Here is a 24309-nt window from a genome sequence, read left to right on the forward strand (position 1 = left end):
GTCCACTAGCTTAACCCCAATAACATTACTTATTGGGGTTAAGAAAGCAACAACCTTATTTATCTGGAGCGAACGCGAATGAATGTACGCGAGCCTGTGCACAGTGAACACGCTAAAACCTTCAATACCCAACAGCTGCGTGAGCACTTTTTGATTGAACAGGTTATGGTGGCCAATAAGATCAATCTGACCTATTCCCATATCGACCGTATTATTGCCGGTGGTTGTATGCCGGTTTCCCAAGGCATTGCCCTGGAGGCAGGTAAAGAAATTGGTTCAGAATTCTTTCTGGAGCGTCGCGAGTTAGGCGCCATCAATATTGGAGGCGACGGTATCGTTCTGGTTGATGGCACTGAGCATATGATTGGCAGCCGAGAGGCTATATACATTGGCAAGGGTGCCAGGGAGGTCAGCTTCCTCAGTATCAGCAGTGATAACCCTGCGAAGTTTTATATCAACAGTGCTCCGGCTCATACATCCTACCCAACCAAAAGAATTACCCTGGAAATGGCTAGCCCGGAAACACTGGGTGACGCTGAAAACTGCAATCGTCGTACCATTTACAAGTATCTGGTACCTCAAGTTCTGGAAACATGCCAACTATTGATGGGAATGACCATGCTGGAGCCAGGCAGCATATGGAACACTATGCCCTGTCATACCCATGAACGCCGTATGGAAGTGTACTTTTACTTCGACATGAAAGAAGAAAATGTCGTATTCCATATGATGGGCAAACCAGAAGAAACCCGTCATCTGGTGGTACGTGACGAACAAGCAGTGATCAGTCCAAGCTGGTCCATCCACTCAGGTGTGGGCAGTTCAAACTACACCTTCATTTGGGGCATGGTTGGCGAGAACCAGACATTCTCGGATATGGATTTTGTTCCAATGGGTGAAATTAAATAATCAATTGATTATTTGATGACGTGTTATGCGTGACTGCCATTCGGCAGTCATCTTCAATTATTATCTATCAAGACTCAAATAATGAACTTCTCTTTTGACTTACAGGGCAAAGTAGCGATAGTCACCGGTGCGAATACGGGTTTAGGTCAGGGTATGGCCTTAGCTCTTGCCCAGGCCGGTGCCAATATTTGTGCTGTTGGACATATCGATGCTCCTGAAACCCGGGAGCTGGTTTTAGCCGCTAACCGTCGTTTTCATTTTGTTGAAGCCAATTTGCTGAGCATTGAACCAGTTGAACGCATTGTTAAAGAAACCATAGACTACTTTGGACGTGTTGATATTCTGGTCAATAACGCTGGAATTATTCGCCGTGAAGATTCGGTTAACTTCAGTGAAAAAGACTGGGACGAGGTGATGGATATCAACCTGAAAACTCCTTTCTTTCTGAGCCAGGCAGTTGCCAAACAATTCATGGAGCAAGGAAATGGCGGAAAAATTATCAATATTGCTTCCATGCTTTCCTTTCAAGGTGGAATTCGTGTTCCATCTTATACCTCAAGCAAAAGTGGTATAGCGGGGCTGACTCGTCTGCTGGCTTGTGAGTGGGCATCCCACGGCATCAACATCAACGCTATTGCCCCTGGTTATATGGCAACTGATAATACCACAGCACTGCGTGCTGATGAAAAGCGTAATACAGAAATCCTGAATCGAATCCCAGCCAATCGCTGGGGAACCCCGGAAGATCTGGCAGGCCCAGTCGTGTTTTTAGCCTCTTCTGCCAGTGATTATATCAATGGTTATACCATTGCGGTTGATGGTGGCTGGTTAGCGAGATAGAGCCTCCACCCAAGCCAGCTTGCTCAATATGCTGGCCGGCTTGCTAACGTCTAATGCCGTTTATAGAGATAAAGCCGGTATCCATCAACATTTCATCATCAGAGTGCAATGGCATTCTGGTGATGAAAGTATAAGCCAGCACAAATTCTATATTGTAGAGAGTTTCACTGTGTATAAAAAACCAATTGAATGGCAATGCATTGGCTTTATTGGTGAGGCAATGCTTGAGCTATCCAGTAGTCAGGATAGTTATCAAGTATGTGTTGCAGGGGATACATACAATACCTCCGTTTATTTGCAACGACTAATTAACCATAAAGCACAGATTTTCTATATTTCCGGCTTAGGTATTGACCGTCAGAGTGAAAAAATTAAATCTTCACTGGTACACGAAGGCATTGATACTCAGGGTATAGTTGAAATACCAGATAAGCAGCCAGGCCTGTACATGATTGATACAACGCCTGAAGGTGAGCGCAGTTTTTCATATTGGCGTGATAACTCCGCAGCCAAATATTGGTTGGAAACTCAAGATACCGAAAGGGTACTTAAACGATTAAAAAGAATGGATGCCATATACTTATCAGGCATCAGCATAGCCATCTTATCAAATCCCAGTCGGGAACGATTATTAACTCTTTTGGAAGGCCTGCACGATGATGGTAAGGCAATCATTTTTGATAATAATTTTCGCTCCGGATTATGGGAGTCAACGTCCATTGCCAGACAGTGGTATGACCGTATATTCCAGATAACCAATATTGCCTTGATTACTGTCGATGATGATCAGGCTCTGTACAAAGAAATAGCTGACGATGCCATTATTGAACGCTGCCGAAAGCATGGCATAGATGAAATTATTTTGAAACGTGGGGCAGATAACTGTCTGGTTGCCCGATCCGGCGAGAAAACTTTAACAATACCAGCAATCAAGATTAATCAGGTAGTGGATACCACTGCCGCCGGTGACTCTTTTGCTGCTGGCTATCTCGCTGGAAGGATAACTGGAAAGAATCCTGAATTTGCAGCAGTAACCGGCCACTCCCTTGCATCCGTAGTTATACAACATAGGGGTGCCATTATTCACAAACAACTTATGCCTTCTTTATAAGTTAGAGACTTCTTCTATGAACATGATACTTAAACAGTTGCAGCAACAACGCATTCTGCCGGTTATTCAACTCGAAGATCTGAAAGGTGCTGAACCTTTGGCAGAGATTTTGATCACCCACGGATTCCCCATCATCGAAATCACCCTGCGAAGCGATGTATCGCTTGCAGCCATAGAGCGAATCAAAAAGCGCTACCCACAAAGTATATTATCTGCTGGTACAGTTCTTACTCCTACACAAGTGGATTCCGCCAGAAAAGCCGGTGCCGAGTTTGTTATCAGCCCAGGCTTTAACCCGGTTACTTTTAAGCATGCCCTGCAATCCAACATGTTTATGGTACCGGGCGTCAATTCACCAAGTGACATAGAGCAGGCTTTTTATCATGGTGCCAGCGTAATGAAGTTTTTTCCGGCGGAAGCCTCCGGCGGTGTTAATATGCTCAAATCCCTGACAGGACCATACCAACGTATTCACCTGATTCCTACTGGCGGAATAAACCCGGATAACTTGGCCAGTTATCTGCAAATCCCACAGGTGATTGCCTGTGGCGGAACTTGGCTGGCACCGCTGGATTCTCTCAATAAGGGGCAATGGAAGATCATTGAAGAAAAGGTAAAGGTTACCCGAAATCTTATTGATAGTCTTTAGTCAGATTTGATCAAACTCTGGTGTTTTGTAGAACTTCACCTGTAAAAGTGTGATTACCAAGGGATACACCCATTGGTAATCACACTTTTACAAAACACTACTCCAGATAAAGTGGTTGGAGAGTTTATCTACTGAGACTACCTTTACTCATATGAGCCTTTAACCATTTTTTATGATCAAAACATGGAGGTTAGCACCAGCATCACCAAGCTTGAACCTGAAATCTCCTATGTGAGTTGAGTCTCCCCAGCATAGCTGGGGATTTATCAATGTAAATTAAAAACGATATAACTCAATATTTTTGCTGAAAGCATGTTTTGTAGTAAATGAAATTTCGGTTACTGGTTGATCTTTCAACATTTTTGCCTTGATCGCAACATCCTCCATTTCATCACCAGCCTTAATATTCCAGTGTCCATTAAGAGTCAATGTTACATTTGATGTTTCACTATCATGATAAAGCCACTTAGTTTCTTCCCTTAAATCCTCAAAAGTTATAATTTTTGCATCTGGCGCTAATTCGAGATCAGGGTTAACAACAGATAGTACTATATTGTTTGGAGTAACTTTTCTGACCATAGCAAGAGCGGGCTTATCGGTTGCTATAATAAGGTCTGATTCATAGGCATTACCTGCTTCGAACAACGCATATCCTGTAATATTCGTACTGAGGTGCTCAACTATGTGCGCACGTTTATCTCTTTGCCTGACTTGGTAGATGTTTCTAGCATTTTTTGCAAACTGTTGAGTTTTGTTCGTACCGGCATTAACCAATACAACATACTCATAACTACCAGAGTCAACGAAAGTACCATGAGATAACCAAGCTGTAGCATACATTCCTTTTGTAGTTGTTTTACCACTAGAATCGGGAGCTACCTGTAAATCACGATGAACCTCCAAGCCTGATGGATTTGGTACATAATAACCATTGCCTACACTATCTGTTAACCACACTGGATGAGTATTTGTTGTCAACGATATCTTACTTTTACTGTCATAGATTGAGCCATTAATAATAGTTGGCGTCTGCTCTGTTGGTAGGCGTGTTTGGAAAAGAGTTGTAGCTATTTCATCTTTACGATTTCCACCATTGATATCACTACCAAGCAGTACAATTTGATCGTCAAAAAAGAAAATGGATTTCCTAGCTGTAAGTGAAACATCCCCGACTTGATTGTCGTAGATCATAGCAAATAGACCATTAGCTTGCTCTGCACTAAGTCCACCAACAAAAGATTCATCAGACCAGTTTCTATGTTCAACCTCCATTCTCTTGTAAGGTACACGTACAGTCGTTGCGCCTGGCAATCGATGCCAATCCCACCCCTCTATTCCATAACCACTATCAAATGCATTGACCGGATTACCTTTTGTATAGAGCCTTAAAACGCCTGAACTTGCATTACCCCCATAGAGATTTTGAGATCTACCAGATTCATAATCCCAAATATAACGACTAAAACCTTTAACTGCAGCCATCCAGTCAGGTCTTCTATGAATACTCATGGCACCATAAGGATAGACCCAATGACCTGATAGTGATGGCTCTGGCAGAGCATTTTCTTTCTCTAATGAGATCATTGCCTCTAACTCACCAAAAGCGCCAAGCCCCTTACCCGTAAAGTTATCACTAAGTATTTTTGAATTTTCAAAATACGTTCTATCCCATAATCTTGCAAAAATACCCTTCATTTCGGGGTCACCAAGTCCATCATTCGAGCCTAAATACGCATAAGCTGGTAAAAGCCTTATTAATGAATTAAGTATCTCTGGAAACCTACCAGCAATCCCACGATGCATATCATATTTCTGTGAATAAATTCGGATTGTTTTCAAGGCTAATTTGACATTTTCAATAGATTTATCTGTTACCTGAAATGATGTATCACGGAATAAATAAATACTGCGAGCAGCTGCCTCAAAGGCTTGTTCTGAATATGTATTTCCGTAAATGCCTTTGTGATGATAGCCTACACCATCTGGTTTAATAGTATCTGCCCAACCGGGAGCAATTGCATATGACTTGTTATAGAATTTAGTAAGAAATCGCATATTTTCGATGCGTCTCGAATCATCAGGTAGCTGTGTTGCTACATACGATAGGCGGTTTCTGACCATAGATTTAAATCCATCTGAGTTAAATCCGGAAAAATTGAAGTGAGTTATTCCTCTACCATCCTGCTCTGGTGAAAATATTCTTGTCACCCAGTCAAGCGTTTCCAGTTCTCGCTCTAATCGACCTACTGCATGTAACTCATTTCTCAATAGCAATAATGTTTTTGAGTAGCCAGTAATATTATTATTTATACTTCCACCAAAACCAGTGTCACCAGTTTCCCTCAAGCGATCAAAATCAAACCCTGTATCAACCCCCTTTTTCCAACCAGATGTATGCATATGATCCAGAATAGAAATAATCATCTTTAATGTATTTTCATTTTTGTAACCTGGGTTAGGGCTATCATGTAGGCCTGGGTAGGCATAAGACATGCTTAGAGCAGGAAGCAATGTGTCGAAAACATATCTCGCTACTGGCTGTTTATCTTTTTTACTAGAAAAACTGATATCACCTAAACCATCCACACCACCTTTACGAGTAAAACCATCAGTAACTTCTTTAAATGTATTCAGCATAACATTGTGATAATCGTACACAATTTTATCGGATTTATTTAAAGACTTTGTTCCAATAGTCCAACTGACATAGCGTTGATAAATAGTCTCTAACTCCTGTTGTTCCTTAATGGATTGTTGAGAATTCTGTTTCAAACTTAATTCATTTTTATCAGAAGATGGAGATTTCAGACTACACCCTGTAATAAATATGATTAAAATTAAAACACTGCTAACTACGGCATATCCTCTCATCAAAAACTTCCTAAAAGTAATCATAAATTAATATCTATAAGTCCAGATTATTTTGTTTTCTATCTGTCTCTATTTGCACTTCAGGTTTTTATAGAGCCAGAAAAATCCATGTCATTCTTTACGACACGCACGCTTTAATTTCTCATCGCCCTACTTCAACCTTTACTGTTTAAATCTTGCTAGATAGTAAGGTTGGGAAATAATCCGACCTATTTCATAAAATAGTAAGGAGAGCAATCATTGAATTTACCAGTATACCCTCCCCACGCTATCCAGTGACTATGAAATAAATTCTGAAAAATCCCCCACTGTTTCTACCTTTAAGTTATTGACTATAGTAAGTAATACTCAACATTTTAACTGATTAATATTTAGCAAAACAAAAATTAATCCAATACTAAAAAACAAATTAAACGGTTTCTAATCGAGAACAGTTTTTTGATAGATAGGATTTTCATTTAACTCATACACATTAATATTACTGTATGCTCCTTTACCAAGAACCATAACTCTAAACCCCCAGTTTCCAGAAAATAATGGATCTTTATCCTTATAGCTAAGAACATGTATATCATCGACAAAATAGTTTACTTCATCACGCCATTTAGTAATAACCATTCTGCATTCTTTCTCACATCTTTCAATAGCAATATCAGGTCCCACTGTGGTTAAATGACGGCCGGGTGACTTACGCATATTGGCCGTTTTTCGAAAAGGGAAAAAATATGAAATTCTGTACAAACCTACATCGCCATACATAATTTCCCTCGCCAACCCCTTTCTTGGTGCAAGCTTATCGCTAAAAACATCTTTACCATTAAGCCCTTTAGCTGAAAACATAATCATATGAAGAGCTTCAGGTGATAGGCTCTCAAAGTCAAAACTAATTGAATAATTATCAGGCGTTTGTTTTTTATTCCAAAAATTAAAATGACCACCTCTAAATACATCATTTACATACATGCTATCAACTATGCTTGGATATTTTTCTTTAACTAGATCGGCCAACTCATCCCCATATTCTTCAGCCAAGTTTTCATTAGAAAACCTTCCATCTTTCTGCATAGCCAGCATAGGTTTATGAAACTCAGGCTCAAGGATCAATTTCCCTTTAGCTATATTAGCCATACCAAAACCTTCAACCACCCAGTCATCAAGTTGATCCTTACTGCTAAAGTCATAGCTAAACACTAGGTTATTTTTATGATTAGCCAATAGTTCAACATCAGTTCTCCTTTCTAGTTCAGCATAAACATTAACTGATTTTGTCATTAATAGTACAAAAATGAGTGGAAATATTTTTTTCATAGGAATACAAACTCTAAATTCAAATATTGTCGACACCAATAAAAATCGTTTAAATAACGTCCTTTCTTAAACCATGACCACCCGGAAGAATTTCATACTTGGTAGTATCTTTAAATGCATTAAGTTGCTTTTGAATAAAAGCTTCGGCACGATGGTGTTCTTTATCAGGATCAAGATATCTCAAAAGATCCTGATGAAGTTCTTTAACCAGCTCTGGTTTTTCACTTACCAAGTCCACAGTTTCATGTGGGTCTGATGAAATATCAAACAACTGTGACGGTAAGCCATAGTGATAGATATATTTCCATTGTCCTTTACGAATAGCATAACTACTCACTCGCTGACCATGGCCATGATATTCAGATAATGCCGTACGTACACTGTCATTGAGTTTTAATACTTGGAGTGGCTGGCCATCCCAATGCTCTGGACGCTGTGCTCCAAAAATCTCAAAAAGTGTTGCCTGAAGATCCATAGAGTCGCAAGCCGTAGTACTAGTAACCCCTTGCGCAAATCCTGGCCCACTAATTAGGCAAGGCACACGCGCAGAATCTTCATGCATACTGGATTTCCAATGCATTCCGTATTTACCCATCATTGCACCGTGATCAGACGTATAAATAATCACCGTATTATCAAGTTGTCCTGTCGTTTCTAGAAGCTTGATCAATTCTCCAACCTTACGGTCTATGTAGGTTACATTGGCATAGTAACCGCGACGCAGGCCTCGTACTTGCTCATCGGTAAATTTCTCAGTCTGAAAGTGTTCCCGCAAATCCTGAGAAACAGGATGTTGTGCAACAGCATGTTCGGCTCCATACATAGGGAGATCATCATGACCTTCATATAAATCCCATAGTTCCTGAGATGTATAACAAGGGAAATGAGGCTTAGATGTACACAGCTCCAGAAGCCATGGTTGATTAAGACTCATACCCGTCGAGGTAATCCAACCTTCGGCAAAATTGAAAATAGGTTCATCTTTCGTAAAAGCGTTATCTTTGGGGCCATACATCGTATTTCTTGGAGTGCCATCCCTATCTTCCAGGGGCCTGAAAGAAACCGGGTTACGTGATACATTCATATCTCCAGGGTCTTGAACATTTGGCGACCACAAACGATGCATTTCTGAGAAACCAAGTTGGGAACCTTCCCGGTATGCATCCAACTTTCCTACATGCACTGTATATATCCCTTGTTCTCTCAAGACCTGTCCATGACTAGGATAATCCTTTTGAAATACAGAGCTGTTATTATAGAATTCACCTTTATGTGGCCGTAATCCGGAAATCCATGAAGAACGCGTTGGTACACATAAAGGTGAAGCGGTGTAATGACTTTTATAGTAAGTGCCTTTATCAGCAAGCTTTTGCAAGTTTTGTGTATGTATAAATGGGTGACCTTCCATTGAGCTGAGGAAAGGATTATGTTCATCGGATTTAATCACCAAAACATTTGGACGCTTTCCATTTATAGAATTGTGTTTCGGCGTGGGGTTTGCAGTGCTGGTTACTGAAAGACCACTCGCAGCCAATGCAGCCACAGTTAAACCTGCTGTTTTTAGAAAACACCTACGACTGATATCATTTCTTTCATTTCGCATACATCTAACCTTATAAAGGTGGTAGGAAAGTAATCATAAGTCGTGATTACCTGATAGAGCTTGTCAAAAAATCTGCCCTGGCAATCACTTATCTGTTGTTTTTGAACAACCCAAAAATAAATTAAACTTTAATATCAATTCATCATTTTTCTATAACATAAGCTGGAATTACATTAGTACTTTTGAAATTTGCAAAATCATGAGGTTCCACTTTTACTGCGAGAATACTTAAGGGGAAAGGCTGCACAGAATTTACCAGCAGCATCAGAAGGTGCCGCACCATACGCGAGCCCTGAAGCCACTGATGGTAAGTTTTCCGATGCCTCTCCCTAAGTACTTTTAAAACCTTCAATACTTGAACAAAAATAAACCAAAAGCATCCTAATAGAAAACATAATGCAATGAAATGTCAAAATTATCATTGACTCAAATCATTACAAAACACCTAAAAAACCAAAACGATCAAAAAAAGCACAACCAATCATAAATATTTTAATACATAAAACACAAAAAAAACCACAACCGATCTTTAAGATGATCTAAGTCAAAAAATAAAATTCGATTTCATTTAATTATTACATTTAAAATCAGCACGAGATTGGCTAAAAAATGCCTAGGTATCAAATGAACTTATCAACAACATGTAAAAAAGCTTATTTAGCAATAGCCATTTCATCTGTAATATCATCATGGGTAAGCTGCTCTTATGCTGTAGATCTTGAGCCCATCACCGAACTGACGGTTAATACCACAATTTCATCAGAAGATAGAGTGTATAATGATAGTGGTCATGCCGTAGACCTTTCTGGTTCGGGCACAACAAAAACATTAACAAACAATGGCATTATTCAATCAGATAATGACACAACAATTCGCCTTACTGATGGAAAGAAACTAAACATTGCAGGTTCTGGAAGCATTATTGGTGGTATAGTCAATAGTGAGAAAATTGCACTTGACGCGAGAGGCGAAGGGGACACTCTTGGCTCAGGAAAAGTTGTTTTTAAATTTGATTCCGGGGCTATGGTATCGGGTAATATATACTTCAACCCAGGTAGTGAATCCCAATTAACAACATCTAATGATTCCACGTTAACCTTTGATGGAAAATTAATTGATGGTGTTGAAAAAATCAGGCTCCGAGAAGGATCCAACTTAATTCTTTCAGCTCAAAACGAATCTATAAATTTTAACTTCGACGGTATTAATGATAGCGGTGGTTTTTTCGTTGAGGGAAGCACAATCACATTATCAATTGGAGAAGGCCTGGATAAAGATGATGCGATTCTCATCGTAAATGATTTGATAGAATTCAGTTCTGTGGATGAAAAAAATTCGTCACTGGTAGTTACAGGTGACATCACAGAATCTATTGGCACCAAAGTTCTCATACAAGCTGAACAAATCGAGGGTTTTTCGGAAGATATGGTCACTAGCTCAGGTTTATTCTTGAGTGTGAGCAATGTTCAATTGTCAGAAAGCGATTCACACGACTCTATAACTGCTGATGTGTCATATAATGAAGGTGTTACTGCGGATGACTTTTCAGCAATGGCAAGCGCCGGTGGTGCCGATGCTACTGAAGCAAGTGTAATTAAATCTTTTGCTGATATTGCTCTTGATGGTACAGAAATCACTTCAACGACAATCTCTTTTAATTCCAGCCATAATGAAGAAATTGCCAATTTACTTAATGGTGCAACAGATGAAGTATCAGCTTCTCGCTTAGCAGGAGAGCTCACACCAGATCGTAGCGGTGCTATTATTCAAGCTATACATACCAGCCAAAACCTGCAGCTTGATGACATTGATAACAGAGTGTCATTAATTAGAAGCGGCCAGGAGTCTACAGGTTTTTGGTTTGGTATCGATGGTTATCAGGGTGAAAAGGACGTAGATAGTCGTATAGATGGTTATGATATAAATGGTTTCAGTACTCGCTTTGGTATCGATAAAAAGTATTCAGAAGAAGGGTTAACAGGTATTGCTGCTAGCATAAATAGACAGGAGGTTGAGACTAAGGTATACGATACTAATTATACTATAGATTCATTTCAATTATCACTCTACGGCAATCTGAACTTTGATAAATACTTTATCTCAAACTCTATTAATGCTGGTTATAATGCTTTCAACAGCACACGAAAAATTGGTGAAAGCACTGGTTACAATGGTGAAGTTGAAGCTACAGGTGATTTTTCCGCATACAATATTGGCTGGAGAATAACTACAGGACTTGATTACAATATTGGTGATGTATCAATACAACCTCTAGTTTCTGGAGAGTTAAATTATCTGTTTATACAGAATTACACGGAGTCTGGCTCACCCGCTTCACTAGAATATGACAAGGAGACTCTTTCTCAAGTTAAAATTGGTGCAGGTATAAATATCAGCAGGCAAATTAAACTTGAATCTGGAAAATTAATCCCTTCATTTACAGCAATGGGATGGCATGATTTCAATGCTAGTGAAAGAGACATTAATACTAATTCCATTACCACCCCTTCAACAGGAATAGATATTAATACTGCAACAGGAGCATCAAAAAATAGATTTAATGCTCAAGCGGCTATTAACTATAAGGCAAACCATGACAGCGCAATTGGTATTACCCTTGGCCATCAAGTTGAAGAAAATTACAGCGACACAATGTTTAATCTTGAATACAGGCATAATTTCTAATTAGATTTACGCTTTGACTCATCAAGCTTCTTGAAAGCTTAAATAGCAGCTTGATGAGTTAGAAATTAGCCATCTTTATTATTTATAGATTTACCAGAATTTAGTCTACAAAATATTCATAACCTAAACTTACTCACAGGATCCATTAATGATCTTTAATTCAGACCGCATATTACTCAAGAATAAAAAACAATTAATCTTAATTTTTCCGTTTTTTTTTCCTGCAGCAAGTTATGCAAATTTTGGCTGGTACAGTCAGCTTGCAAGTGATGGAAAAGTTAATATACACAATTCTATTGAATTTAAATCTATTGAAGCTTGGGACAAAAACAAAGAGGAGCATAAAACAAGTAATGAGGCATTGGGGGCAATAGGAGTTAACCTTCAATCGGGTTTTATTGGAAGTAGATCCTTTTCTGTTGGATTCGGTCTTGGAGGTGCCTATGTATATAAAATTTCCGATCGTAATCCAGATACTGATTATGGTGCAACGAATCTTGCACAAGAGAACTGTTTCTCTGATCCAGATAGAAAGGGCCGCCTAACCGATTGTGATACAGTAAATAGTGGTAAACTCTCACAGATGAATATCCAACTAAAAGTTGGAAAGAAAAAAAGAAAAAACTTGAGCGCTAATGTTGGCTTAGGGTATTTTGATGCAGGAATGATACAGAGTTACGATCCTGATGATGACCTTATACCTAAAAGCTATACTGGTTTTGAAATCAATAGTCGTTGGGATAATACTTTAATTTCTGGTGCTTTTGTAACAGGAATGATAAAAGGAAATGCACAGTCAGTACAAAAATTACACTACATCGCTGATAAGGAAATTCCAAATTCAGACTTGGTCTACATTGATCATGTTGCCAGCATTGGATTAAGACATAAGCTTGGCGCAACTGATTATAGCCTGTCATATGCTTACGCATCCGGATATAAACATCGATATTTAGCCTCTGCTAAATATAATATGGATTTAACCTCTAATTCACGACTACTTATCGAAGCAGCCTATAATCTTAACCAACATAAAGGACGGAAGTGGGATGAGGCAATTAAAAAAGGAATCGAAACAGAAGGAGAAGATATCGCTTATCTGACAACCGCGAGAGTCAGGTACGATTATAGCGACGATTTTAGAATAGGCTTGGGGTGGTCAAAGACGGGAGGCAATACCGACTTTAATCCTTACCTCGCTGGTGTCGATGCTGAGTGGTTAAGCCATGGGCAAGGATCATTAGAACTCTTCAGAAAATTAGATAATACTTCTCATAAAGCTGAGGTTGTATATTGGTTGAATAATCTTAAAACTCCATTACTTAAAGATCTTCGATTGAAATACCAATACATTTGGGGCACAAATAATCATGTCGGCGTAGACAAAAATATGACAGGTGAAGCTAACGAGAATATTTTCGAAGTGCTTTATACTCATCCGTCAGGTCATTTTTCTGGGTCTACGGCCTCTCTAAAAGTATCAAAATTGTCTAAAGATAAGGCTTGGGGTCAAGTAAGTGATATAAATGGGGATCCAAGTGATAAAGGTGATGTTTCTCAGGTCAAAATGACCATTTCATTCCCAATCTACTAGGGCTGTTGACGTTTCAAAAAAGCTATTGAACTCAGTGTCTGCAAGTCCGCAGTATAACGGTTACCACGCCTGATTACTGCGAACCTGCAATGCCCCGATTAATGGTCGAAGCTGATGACAATTTTCAGCCAGATTAAGATATACAACAAGCCCAATCTGCGTTCCTATGTTGAAGGAATGCTTTATCGTTATTCCAAGAAGAAAGAACTCGGTCGTTGGTAATAATGGTTATATTGACCGGTATTTATACAAATATCGACATTTGGTAGAAAATTCATTTGCACTGCTAAAACATTTCAGAGGTCTCGCTACTCGCTTTGATAAGCTTGGGCGTAACTTTGGTAGCGCAGTAGTGTTAGCGTGTGCTTATGCTTGGTTGCCTATGTGAAACGTCAACAGACCCAAGATCCGGCTAGAAAAACCTATCGTTCTTTTTCTGCATCTGATGCTTTCCTATGATGATACTTCCAAACAAGCAGCGCTCACTGACAAAACTGTTTTTATTACTTTGTCTTTCTTTTCAGATAGTTGGCTGTAAAAGTGGTGGAGGCGGTGGTGGCTCAAGCAGTCCACCGACACCACCTCCCCGAACACCACCCACCATTTCAATTATTGGTGAACAGCATACAGAGGTTCCGGTAAATACGGTTTATTCTGATCTGGGTGCCACGGCCAGTGATACTGTGGATGGCAACCTGACAGGCAGCATGACCACTGAAAATACAGTAAACAGTTCAACACCTGGCCTGTACAGTGTGACTTACAAAGTCATGAACTCCGCCAACCAGACAACAACAGCCGTTCGTAGTGTTACAGTCAGTGATCCTTTTGCTCAGGACGATATCAACGATGAACCCGTACTGTCGGAGTACTTCGATATCCAAACTGGCAGCACAGCAGGCAGTAAGGTTACTGGTCATATTAACCTGTCAAGAAACAAAGAAGCACTGGGTAAGTGGAATGCCCTCCCAAAATCAGTACCTGATAGTTATCGCTTTTATCTGATTGGTGATAGCAGTAATGATATGTTCTCTCTGGATACTGTCCGTGATGTCTCTGGCAACCGACTATTTGGTGAATTTTCGGTAGCAGATGGAAAAACAGCTCTGGCTGGTGAATACCCCATACGAGTGGAATTGCGCAGTGGAGATGAGGTTAAAGCCCGCTTCACCAGTAACATCCATGTTGTGGATAAAACCCAGTGGGTATCTTATTTCGAAAAACTGACTGAATTTGCCCAGTCTGAAAGTCGGCTCTGGGGTAGAAATAACCTGACTTATGGCAGCCCTGAGCTGGAAAACATTCTTTCCCGGATTGAAGCTGACAACGGTCGATTCAACGACCTACATATTTACGACATGGACAGTACAGATGAGCTGTTAAATTACCGGGCATCTGAGAACATCAAAGCCTTTGAAACGGCAGCTAACCGGATTGGCGGTATTGGCCATGCACTCAAAGTTCTGGATACATCAGACAGTCACTACACAGACAAACGGAGTCGTCTGATCAACGCGATCCTTAAATCATTTAATGCCTATGCAACTCTGATTCCTGTGCGTGCATTTGATGATTTCAGTCACGATACATCACCCAACGGCATCAGTTTCAGTGATCGCACCCACCAATGGCGATTCACCGACCCAGTCACTCTGCCACTGATACTGGCATTCGATACCCTGTGGAATAATGCTCAGTCAGGTTCGGTTGAAGCAGAACAGTTTCTCTATAACATCCACAACCTCTTCCAGATTGCCTTTGCCCTCCCCTACAAGCACCGCTTTGATCAGGAGTTTGATCCCGCTACCACGCTTTACACCAAGTATTACCTTGAGAAAGATTTAAGTCAGTCTCCAGGCGCCTGGAGTGATGCAAACCGACATCATCGTATTCGCAGCTGGTCTGCCATGGCGGGTCTGTGGAAAGACTATAACCGTCCACTGACCGATAAAATCTGGTGGTATGATGGTTACCAGCCTTTCGCGGATCAAAACACAACCCTGCTCACTAGCTGGAAACCACAAGGGTCATTAAAAGACCTGAAAGCTTGGGTAGACTCCAACACAACCCGGGCGTATACCATTGGTAATGCGGGTCTGTTGCCCGATGGCACCATTTCACACCATACCGGACTTCGTCAGGATATGGCCATGTACGCCTATGGTTATGAATGGCTTTCTACAACGCCTATGAAAGTAGCAGAGCTGCTGAAGGATACTCGATGGAGTGTGAATGGGCAGTCTATTGATAACTCTGCTGAGTTTATTGTGAAAAGCATCAAGCCTGTCATCTATAAGGGGGGACATGATTACCAGACCACAGGACGTTCATTTCTGTCTGACTCCCTTGGCAATTTTGGCAGCGCGAAAGTTGCAAAAGATATTTCCACCATCCTGTCAGGAAAAACTGAAAATACAGTACTTACCTTTGAGCAGGATTTATTGGATTTCCAGACAGCGCTAACCAGCGGTAGCCATGAACTCTCTGGCAGCTACCCTTTCTGGAACAGTGAATTTATCGTTCATCGCAGGGGTGGAATCAACGATGAAGAACCCTGGTACGCATCTTTCAGTGCCCAGTCCATCAGGGTACGGGGCGCAGAAAGTTTTGACGCTGCCCCGGGGTTTCATAATGGCAGTGGTATTCTTCAGGTCAAAGTGGACGGTGATGAATACGACAAAGCTCGTTTTGACTGGGACTGGCATTTACAGCCGGGCTTGACTGAAGAGTGGCGCACAGATGTCATTCCCATGCAGTCTCAGGATGAGAAGAACGGTTTAAGCGATGAAGTTCTGGCAGGTGTCCTCTCCGATGGAAGAAACTCCATTGGCAGTTTTAAATACTCCACTAAAGCCAGCTATGCTTCTGCCAAAGCGGATAAATCCGCATTCTTCTCAGACGCTGGTGTGTTTGCCATGGGTGCCCAGGTTCGGAGAGACCATAAAGATGGAAATTATGCTTCAAATGGTCAAAATCCTATAGTCACCACGATAGACCAGGCCCTATGGAGTGGCACATTGAGCTATGACTTTGGCTCCGGCATCACATCTCACTCTGTGAACAGTAACCTGGATCTCAGCGTTGAAATTACAAAACCAGTCTGGGTACACCAGAATAATAAAGGCTATCTGATCTGGCCTGATTCTGATGGCAGTACAAAGCTGACCATTGTTGCCGGTTCCGCCGTTAATGATACCTACACCAAAGTTAACCGGAGTATTCCTGTGTACTCACTGGTGATTGATCACGGTATTAATCCGGACAGTAGCAGTGATAGCTATCAATACCTGGTACTGCCTAATGTATCTCAGGCAGAAATGCCCGGATTACTGCAGCAGCTCTCAAACCAAAATAAGTTGGAACGCATACAGGAAGACGGCATTTATGGGGCTCACTGGCTGCTCAATGGAGAACAGCTGATACAGTTGGCTTTCCATCAGCAAGGTATCGTAGTGCTTGATGATGGCAAAACCATCAGTGTCGATAAGCCTGCGCTGGTTCAGCTTCAGGAAACTCAGGATAGCTGGGTTGTATCCGTCAGTGACTTATCTCATCACAGCCAGAATAACGACCCTGATCAAAAATCAGATTTCCGTGTACCACTTAAAGAAGGAGAGAATAGAATCAATGTTGAACTGAACTGGCCATTGCAAACTGGCAGCTATCAATATCTGACCAAAGGGTATCAAAACCTCCACTACCCGGGTCAGGATATGTCAGTCAGCACTTCAGCTGATAACAGTCGTATATCCGTTAACCTGCCTGACAGTACGGATGATCAAACTTATGGATTAAAGGAAGAGCTTTTCTCGGGAATGACTGCGACTGTGTCCATTCCAGCTAACTGATAACAACCCTGTCTTGTTGCTAAACAAGGCAGGATTTTTAATCAATCAAAGTTATAGCAAAACATTAAAAAGCCTCATGGCCTATAAGAGACATGAAGCTTTTCAGTATTTAAAAAAGTGTTACCTCTTCATGACTTCTGATGATATGAAGGTTGAACCAACAGTGACAGTACGATTATGCAACATGGTGCTCAGGTTTGATGTGATTCATGTCTGGTGCGGCAGCTGCCTGCTCATAAACTGGCCCTGGCAGCGCCAGTCATTGGGTAAAAACACTATTTAATTAAAGGCCACAAGTTTGAAACCTATAGAAGGTGTCTTTGGAAACGCCCATGGCTTTGCAGGCATGAAATCCATTTTCCAATTGATCCGTCAACTCAAAAAGGACAAGCTTGTTTTTAATGGCAGGATGGTTATTCTGGTACATTGAGGATTACCTTTGGTGTTGTTTTATTGGTGGTACTTTAAACTTAAACCGGTAACCCTCTTCAGATAAGTTTGATCAGATCACTACTTATTCACACTATTGTAGGCCATCATCCGTTCTCAAAAAACTTCCAATAATTCGAAAGAAATAAGAGCAATCCAATTTTGGAGTGGCTTGCTCATAAATTACTTAGTATCTTAACTGTCAAGAATAGCGGCCAAGCCATCATCAGTAACATTCAATAACGCAGCCCCTCTGACACCCCCAGAATCACCAAAGGCAGCCTTGCGAATTGAAGGTATAGGTCTGTTATTTAATGTATATTTTTTTAGTAACTCCGGTAGTTTGTCATAGATTGCATTAAAATTAGACAGCCCTCCTCCAAACACAACGACTTCTGGATCTAGCACGACAAGGAGGCCCGAAATGGACATTGCCAACAATTCCAGGTATTCATTTATATGTATTTGAGCTTTATGATCTCCTTGATAATACCTTCTGGTAATTTCTTCAGCGCTGATAACGTGATCATCACTACTGCTGTATCTGTGGTTGTACAAATCCGCAAAGCCACGCCCTGATAGGTAATGATCCAGACACCCGGTCTGGCCACACCTGCACTTAACCAGCGAAACCGTATTTCCGAGCAGTTCCTGGGCATCGCATGGCAGTCTCATATGACCGACTTCCAGACTTGCTCCATTATGCCCTTCATATAAATCCCCATTGATAACCAGGCCAGCACCAAACCCCGTCCCAAGAATCAAGGCAAGCACTGAAGAAGAAGTTATAAGACTTTTCTCAAAGGATTCAGACAACGCAAAACAGTTTGCATCATTCGCAATTTTGACTGGTCTACCCACAATCTCTTCAAGATCAGCCTGAAGATAACGACCATCAATGCATGGAATGTTATTACAACGAGTAATGCCACCGTGTATTTGTTGACCAGGTAGCCCTATACCGATAGTACCCAGCTCACCCGATTTCAGATCCTGATTGCCGATAAAGTCAGTAATGACTTTTAAGAAAAGAGCATAATCATTTTTTGGTGTCTCCATTCTTTGCACATGAAGTATTTCCATCTTCTGATTAAAAACCGCAAACTCAATTTTGGTTCCTCCGATATCAAAACCATATAATTGAACCATGCTCATTCCCAATAAATCAAAAATACAAAAAAAGCCTGTCATTAAATAATGCAGGCTTCATCTTTATTAATTAGTTGCAGTTGATACGTTAACTTGAGCAACGCGCGCCTTTCTATCAAGAATCAAATAGCCAATAATCAGAACCGTAAGCCCCCCTGACAGATAGGTCATTCTTCCCCATAGTTCATTAGGAATTAATGCCATAAGGGTAATCATACTCCCAGACAGAATCATTAGCTTTCCAATGATGCTTTTCTGTCTTTTATCAAGATTAGTCTGCTCCTCGGATTCATTAACTACAGGAGTTGCCATGTGTTCAAAGAAAGTCTCAACTTCCTCATGACGCTTTTCCGGGAGAGGCTTATAGAACGCCTTTGTTGATACAAAGAAGCCTGAAGTGATAACAACATGTCCAAATACAGCCGCGATCACCTTGATATCTGACCATTCCCGAGCTGTTAACGTATTCAGGCCAAACCATTGCTCAACATCAGCAGGAGTCAACGAAACACCAACAAAGTATGAAACAACACCACCAACTAATAAGGTTGCCCAACCAGACCAGTCAGGTGTGTTCTTAATAAACATACCCAATAATGGAGCAATAGCTATTGGGAAGGCCACCAGCGAAGCTACGGTCATTGTGATATTAAACAGGTCCATATGCTTCAATGAATGCATAAAGAGTGCTACAGCAATAACAATCAGGCCACAAATAGTCGAAACTATCTTAGAAACGGTCATTAGTTCTTTTTCAGACGCCTCTGGACGTAATATTGGCAGGTAAAAACTCCTGACAAAAATACCTGCACTTTTGTTAAGACCTGTATCCATGGATGACATGGTAGCTGAGAATATTGCCGCAACCATCAGCCCCATCATGCCTGCTGGCATATACTCTTTTACAAAGTAAATATAGGCATAATCAACCGCTTTTTTCTCAAATTCCGGATAAATGCTGTATAGATCGACGCCTTCGCTGGCAATAAACCAACTGGGTGTAAACCACATGAACATTCCCAGACACATCAGTATGCAGGCCAGCAAAGCACCTTTCTTAGCACTCTTAGAGTCTTTAGCTGCAAGGTAGCGGTTTGAGTTTGTGATGTTATTCAGTGACATTGTTTGCTGAAAGAACACAGACACACACCAAATGCTGAAGATACTTAAGTAATTCAAATCATTGCCAGATACAAATGATCCGTTGTCGTCCACAGGGAAGTTAGCAACAATCTCACCAATACCTCCCCCCTGAACGCCTGCTACAATAGCGCAGATAACACATACCACCATAATCACGACCATTTGCATGTAGTCAGATGCAATAACAGCCCAGGACCCACCGGTTACCGACATAACCAAAACAACCAAACCAGTGACTATAATGGTCATTTCCATATCAACATCAAAAACGACAGCAATAACAATAGCCAAACCATTTAACCAGATCCCCCCGGAAAGGAGCTGGTTTGGCATTCCACTCCATGTGTATACTTGTTCACTTGCTTTACCAAAACGCATCCGAACACCTTCCATGACGGTTACAATTCGCATTTGGCGGAATTTTTCAGCAAAGAAAACGTAGGCCATATAATAGCCAATTGCATTACCAATAAACATTAAGGTAATTGGGAACCCATCCACATAAGCCTTGCCAGAGGCTCCTGTAAATGTCCAGGCGCTGAACTGCGTCATAAAGGCCGTGGCACCGACCATCCACCACATGGCACCACCACCAGCTCTGAAGTAATCACTGGTGTTATTGTTAAAGGTTCGGAAAATCCACCCTATTGCGACTAGCAACAGGAAGTATCCAAATATAATTGCGGTATTAATATCCATAATTGCTTCCAGATATACAAACAAAGCTCTAGTTAAGATGTATGTGAATGATTAAAACACTTAAGAAACTAATCAGTATCCTTTAGGGTTAATCCCTTTCAATCGGCTTAGATCGAGACCAGTTTTAATGAATCAATCAACACTTAGAATTGAACTTGATCATGGAAACCCAGATATTTTTTATCCAGGGTTCTTATTCTCATTACGTTCTTTTTAATTGAAGGTTTTGAGAAGCTCCATTTTTGACATTTATCTTAAGAACAGTAGTGCCTGAACGATGATCTACATCAATAAGGTATTGATAAGAATTAGATGGTTGCCATTTTCCTTTCAAGGTAATGCTGGCAATGTAATCATCCTTTGCAGGGCCGTGAACTAGCTCCTCAGGCATTCTGGACATATTGTGGTTCCACTTCTTGAGCCTCAGATCAGGGTCAGCGACGGATAATTCGAGACGATCTGACTTTTCGGAAGTCATGGCCATAAGTGGAGTGTCTGTTGCCAGAAGCAATCCGTGGCCAGTCTCTCCTTTGTCAAACAAGGCATAACCGGTTTTATCCAGACTTTCATGATGAACAATGTGCGCCCGCTCATTCTGCTGGATGACCTGGTAACCTTTATGTTTCAAATGGCTCTGGGCAACCTTATAGCTGGACTGTGGCAGGATCAAATATTCATAACTCTGCTTCTCAGGTTTCTTGCCATGGTTGATATAAGCTTTAACTGCAGGCTTTATATGCTCTGAATACGAATCCTTACCTTTATTTTTGGTCTTCAGTTTCAAAGTCCGCTGGTCATCATTCAGATAGTCTACTTTGTATGAGTCAGGAACAACGTAATGGTTTCCTTGCGGATCACCAAATACCCCCCCTTTGAACGTACTCTTAACCTGCGCATTCAACTTATATGGCTTACCGTTGATTGTTGAGTCTTTGCCTCCGGTAACGCTCTGATACAAGGTTGTAATGGTATCAAACCGTTTATCATCATTCGCAATACCTGAACCTAAAGCTACGATTTCATCGCCAAAGAAAAAGTAAGACTTCTTGAACTCAAACGAATCATCCCACAGTGTTTTCTCATCATCCGGCGTTACCGTATCATGGAAGTCCATGGCAAATATGCCACTATTTTTACCGAAGGTAAGTGATCCCAGGTAAGTGTCTTCAGTAAAGCTGCGATGCTTTCCTTCAATATACTTATCTGTAGGCGCAACAATACCGTTAACATTCTCAATTGGCATGGCTTTGGTGGTTGCCCCAGGGACATAAGACCAGTGGAAGCCATTATTCAGATCCATACCACTATCTTTTAAACTAAGAGGGGTTCCCTGACTAAACAGCATAAGTGAGCCAAATGACATATAGCGACCAAAAGTATTCTGATACTTATTACCACTAGCTTCATAATCCCAAACGTACTTACTGGTACCTCTGGCACTCGCCACCCAGCCATCATGCTTATGAGTCAGCAGGCCACCGTAAGGAAAACTGTAGGTACCATCAGCAACCTTTCTGATTTCATTCTTATGCTTTTGATATTCCTGCTCCAGTAGTGAGAGGACTCCAAAAGAGCCATAATAGCTGAGCCCAGGCAGCATGTTTTTATGCAACTCACTCAGATTAGCCATTTCATAAGCACGAGCATAAGCACTACTAAGAGGAGTCTCTTTATCACCATCAATCATGGTCATAAAAGCAAATGCTGGTAGCATGAACCGATCAATACCAGAATTTTGTAGCGGGAATCTACCTGAAGCAGCAGGATGCAATTCAAAATCCGCTGCAATATTGACCTGTCCCATGAGCGTATCTTTCAAACGCTCAATATTTTCTCTTGGTAACTCGAATTTCGTTCCTTCTGTTAACCAGGAGGCCATAGACATAACCGTGATGGCCTGCACACCATAAGCATTCATGTAGGCGCCACGGTGGTGGAAGAGGGTATAGTCGGGCTTGATACCGCCAGCATAACCTGGTGAAAACTCAGTGATATGGGCAAAGTAATCCTTCATCCATCGCATCTGTTTCACTTTACCAGGACCATCTTCCATAACCAGAACACTGATCAGTTTTGCAATCAATGCGCCTCGAATGGCATCAGGGCTTTCACCTTTGGTCTTGTCCAGCTCCGCCAGGCTGCCTATTCTGGTATACCAGCTCAATGAAGTAGCGTGCCGTTCCAGTCGGCCAGTTTCCTGAAGTTCATCTCGCATCAAAAATACTGCAATTGCGTAACCACTAATACGAATCAAATGGTCAATAGTGCCAAGAGCACTGCCTGCAGCCCACCCCTGATCTTCAAAATAATCGAAAAGGTTCAATACCTTCTCAAGTTTTTCAGGTTTGTCAGCGTCACTGGCTAGCTGATAATCCATGGCCAGATAAAAGAAAATATTTTGTGCTACTTCCTGGAAAGTAAAACGCTCATAGGCTCCCTGCTCATCCCGTGATGAAAACAGCGGAACCCCAGTTATTGCGCCATCTTTACGCTGAATTTTCAAAGAGTCATAAAACTTCTGAGCAATCTTGAGACGCTTCTGAAAAGAAGAAGTAAAATCATCTCCCTGCTTTACCTGATCAAAGTCAGTACTTTTGCTGCCCATAATCAGCTGATCAAGACGCTCTGTCATGAGTTTGATATCTTGTAACTCTTCAGTGGTAACTGGTTCTCCACTCTCGTCTTGAATACCGGCTAAAAACTGGTTCCATGGCATTTTAATTTCGTAAGTGTCAACACGATTCTTGTTTTTATTATTAATAAACTGTTCATCAGAATGACGCTTGGAAGAAACGTAATTTACAAACTGCATGAGATCAAAATAGACCTCCCCTTGTTTCATATCCGATGAAGGCTCAATTACCATCGCTTTCAGATCACCTGAACCGGAATAGCCTTTAACCTTGGCATCTTCTTCAAAATGAACCCAGATTGTACGCCAGCCCGTGAAGTCTTGCTTCATGGTAAACTGATACTGGGGGTTATCTTCAAGCGCTTTTGTATCACTACCCACTTTGAAAGTGAGCATGCCTGTCGGATGGGCTTCTTCACGATAAACCCAGAGCTTCAAGCCACCTCGACGAGCAGGAGTGTAATATGCTGGCTCATAGGATTCAGGGCTGCCGCCGGGATACCCCTTAGCTATTTTTATCAGGCCCTCTATATCATCCATCACCAGCCTGCCGTTGTTCTCCCACTTCCACAACAAAGACTGCCTTCCGTCTTTGAAATGTCTTTCAGAAGTCTGAACTTTGCCATTGTGGACATACCAGTTTTTGTACTCACCAGGACTTTCAAAAGACAGGCGCTGGTTAATAATAGCCTCAGTAAGTACACTTGATCCTGCTAATGCAAGGGGCGCAGATAACAATGATGTTATCATCATTGCTGATCGCAATACTCGATTGTTCATTTCATACAACCTGAAAATAAACGACTATTCATTAAATGCAATTTATCCTTGAAATAGTT

At 41.2% G+C, this 24309-nt stretch carries 13 protein-coding genes and 1 pseudogene; 8 read left to right on the top strand and 6 right to left on the bottom strand.

Annotated features, from left to right (window positions below):
- The first annotated feature begins 78 nt into the window (after nucleotides 1-78).
- From kduI to eda, 4 genes are all read left to right on the top strand, one after another.
- Nucleotides 79-909, top strand: a complete 831-nt coding sequence (kduI, locus tag GV64_RS20615) for a 5-dehydro-4-deoxy-D-glucuronate isomerase (RefSeq protein ID WP_020581683.1) — start codon at nucleotides 79-81, stop codon at nucleotides 907-909.
- 81 nt (nucleotides 910-990) lie between these two features.
- Nucleotides 991-1749 (top strand): 2-dehydro-3-deoxy-D-gluconate 5-dehydrogenase KduD, encoded by a 759-nt coding sequence (gene kduD / locus GV64_RS20620; protein WP_020581684.1) that lies wholly within the window; start codon nucleotides 991-993, stop codon nucleotides 1747-1749.
- Between the two features lie 169 nt (nucleotides 1750-1918).
- Nucleotides 1919-2860, top strand: coding sequence for a sugar kinase (locus GV64_RS20625; RefSeq protein ID WP_152554137.1), 942 nt, complete (start codon nucleotides 1919-1921; stop codon nucleotides 2858-2860).
- A 16-nt stretch (nucleotides 2861-2876) separates the two neighbouring features.
- Nucleotides 2877-3509, top strand: coding sequence for a bifunctional 4-hydroxy-2-oxoglutarate aldolase/2-dehydro-3-deoxy-phosphogluconate aldolase (gene eda, locus GV64_RS20630; protein WP_020581686.1), 633 nt, complete (start codon nucleotides 2877-2879; stop codon nucleotides 3507-3509).
- A 276-nt stretch (nucleotides 3510-3785) separates the two neighbouring features.
- Here eda and GV64_RS20635 read toward each other — a convergent pair whose 3' ends face one another.
- The 3 genes from GV64_RS20635 to GV64_RS20645 all read right to left on the bottom strand — a co-directional run bounded on the left by GV64_RS20635 (nucleotide 3786) and on the right by GV64_RS20645 (nucleotide 9291).
- Complete coding sequence (locus GV64_RS20635) at nucleotides 3786-6380, bottom strand: polysaccharide lyase family 8 super-sandwich domain-containing protein (RefSeq protein ID WP_020581687.1); 2595 nt, start codon at nucleotides 6378-6380, stop codon at nucleotides 3786-3788.
- Between the two features lie 420 nt (nucleotides 6381-6800).
- Entirely contained in the window at nucleotides 6801-7688 is an 888-nt protein-coding gene (locus GV64_RS20640; RefSeq protein ID WP_152554138.1) for a DUF1961 family protein, read from the bottom strand.
- A gap of 49 nt (nucleotides 7689-7737) precedes the next feature.
- A complete protein-coding gene (locus GV64_RS20645; RefSeq protein ID WP_020581689.1) occupies nucleotides 7738-9291 on the bottom strand; it encodes a sulfatase-like hydrolase/transferase in 1554 nt (517 codons plus the stop codon).
- Nucleotides 9292-9915: 624 nt separating this feature from the next.
- Between GV64_RS20645 and GV64_RS20650 the strand changes: the two genes are divergently transcribed.
- From GV64_RS20650 to GV64_RS20660, 4 genes and pseudogenes are all read left to right on the top strand, one after another.
- Nucleotides 9916-11976: an autotransporter family protein gene (locus GV64_RS20650; protein WP_020581691.1), complete on the top strand. Its 2061-nt coding sequence runs from the start codon at nucleotides 9916-9918 to the stop codon at nucleotides 11974-11976.
- 148 nt (nucleotides 11977-12124) lie between these two features.
- On the top strand, nucleotides 12125-13570 hold the full coding sequence (locus GV64_RS20655; protein WP_020581692.1) for a hypothetical protein: 1446 nt from the start codon (nucleotides 12125-12127) through the stop codon (nucleotides 13568-13570).
- A gap of 190 nt (nucleotides 13571-13760) precedes the next feature.
- Nucleotides 13761-13958 (top strand): annotated as a pseudogene (locus GV64_RS24500) (transposase); the annotation flags it as partial.
- 67 nt (nucleotides 13959-14025) lie between these two features.
- On the top strand, nucleotides 14026-17418 hold the full coding sequence (locus GV64_RS20660; RefSeq protein WP_020581693.1) for a polysaccharide lyase family 8 super-sandwich domain-containing protein: 3393 nt from the start codon (nucleotides 14026-14028) through the stop codon (nucleotides 17416-17418).
- A 624-nt stretch (nucleotides 17419-18042) separates the two neighbouring features.
- Here the strand turns inward: GV64_RS20660 and GV64_RS20665 are convergent.
- The 3 genes from GV64_RS20665 to GV64_RS20675 form a co-directional block, all read right to left on the bottom strand.
- A complete protein-coding gene (locus GV64_RS20665; RefSeq protein WP_033402813.1) occupies nucleotides 18043-18996 on the bottom strand; it encodes an ROK family protein in 954 nt (317 codons plus the stop codon).
- Between the two features lie 66 nt (nucleotides 18997-19062).
- Entirely contained in the window at nucleotides 19063-20838 is a 1776-nt protein-coding gene (locus tag GV64_RS20670) for a sodium:solute symporter family transporter (protein WP_020581697.1), read from the bottom strand.
- 202 nt (nucleotides 20839-21040) lie between these two features.
- Nucleotides 21041-24250, bottom strand: a complete 3210-nt coding sequence (locus GV64_RS20675; protein WP_034844424.1) for a chondroitinase family polysaccharide lyase — start codon at nucleotides 24248-24250, stop codon at nucleotides 21041-21043.
- Nucleotides 24251-24309: the final 59 nt, after the last annotated feature.

Source organism: Endozoicomonas elysicola, assembly GCF_000710775.1.
In the GTDB taxonomy this organism is placed as follows: domain Bacteria; phylum Pseudomonadota; class Gammaproteobacteria; order Pseudomonadales; family Endozoicomonadaceae; genus Endozoicomonas; species Endozoicomonas elysicola.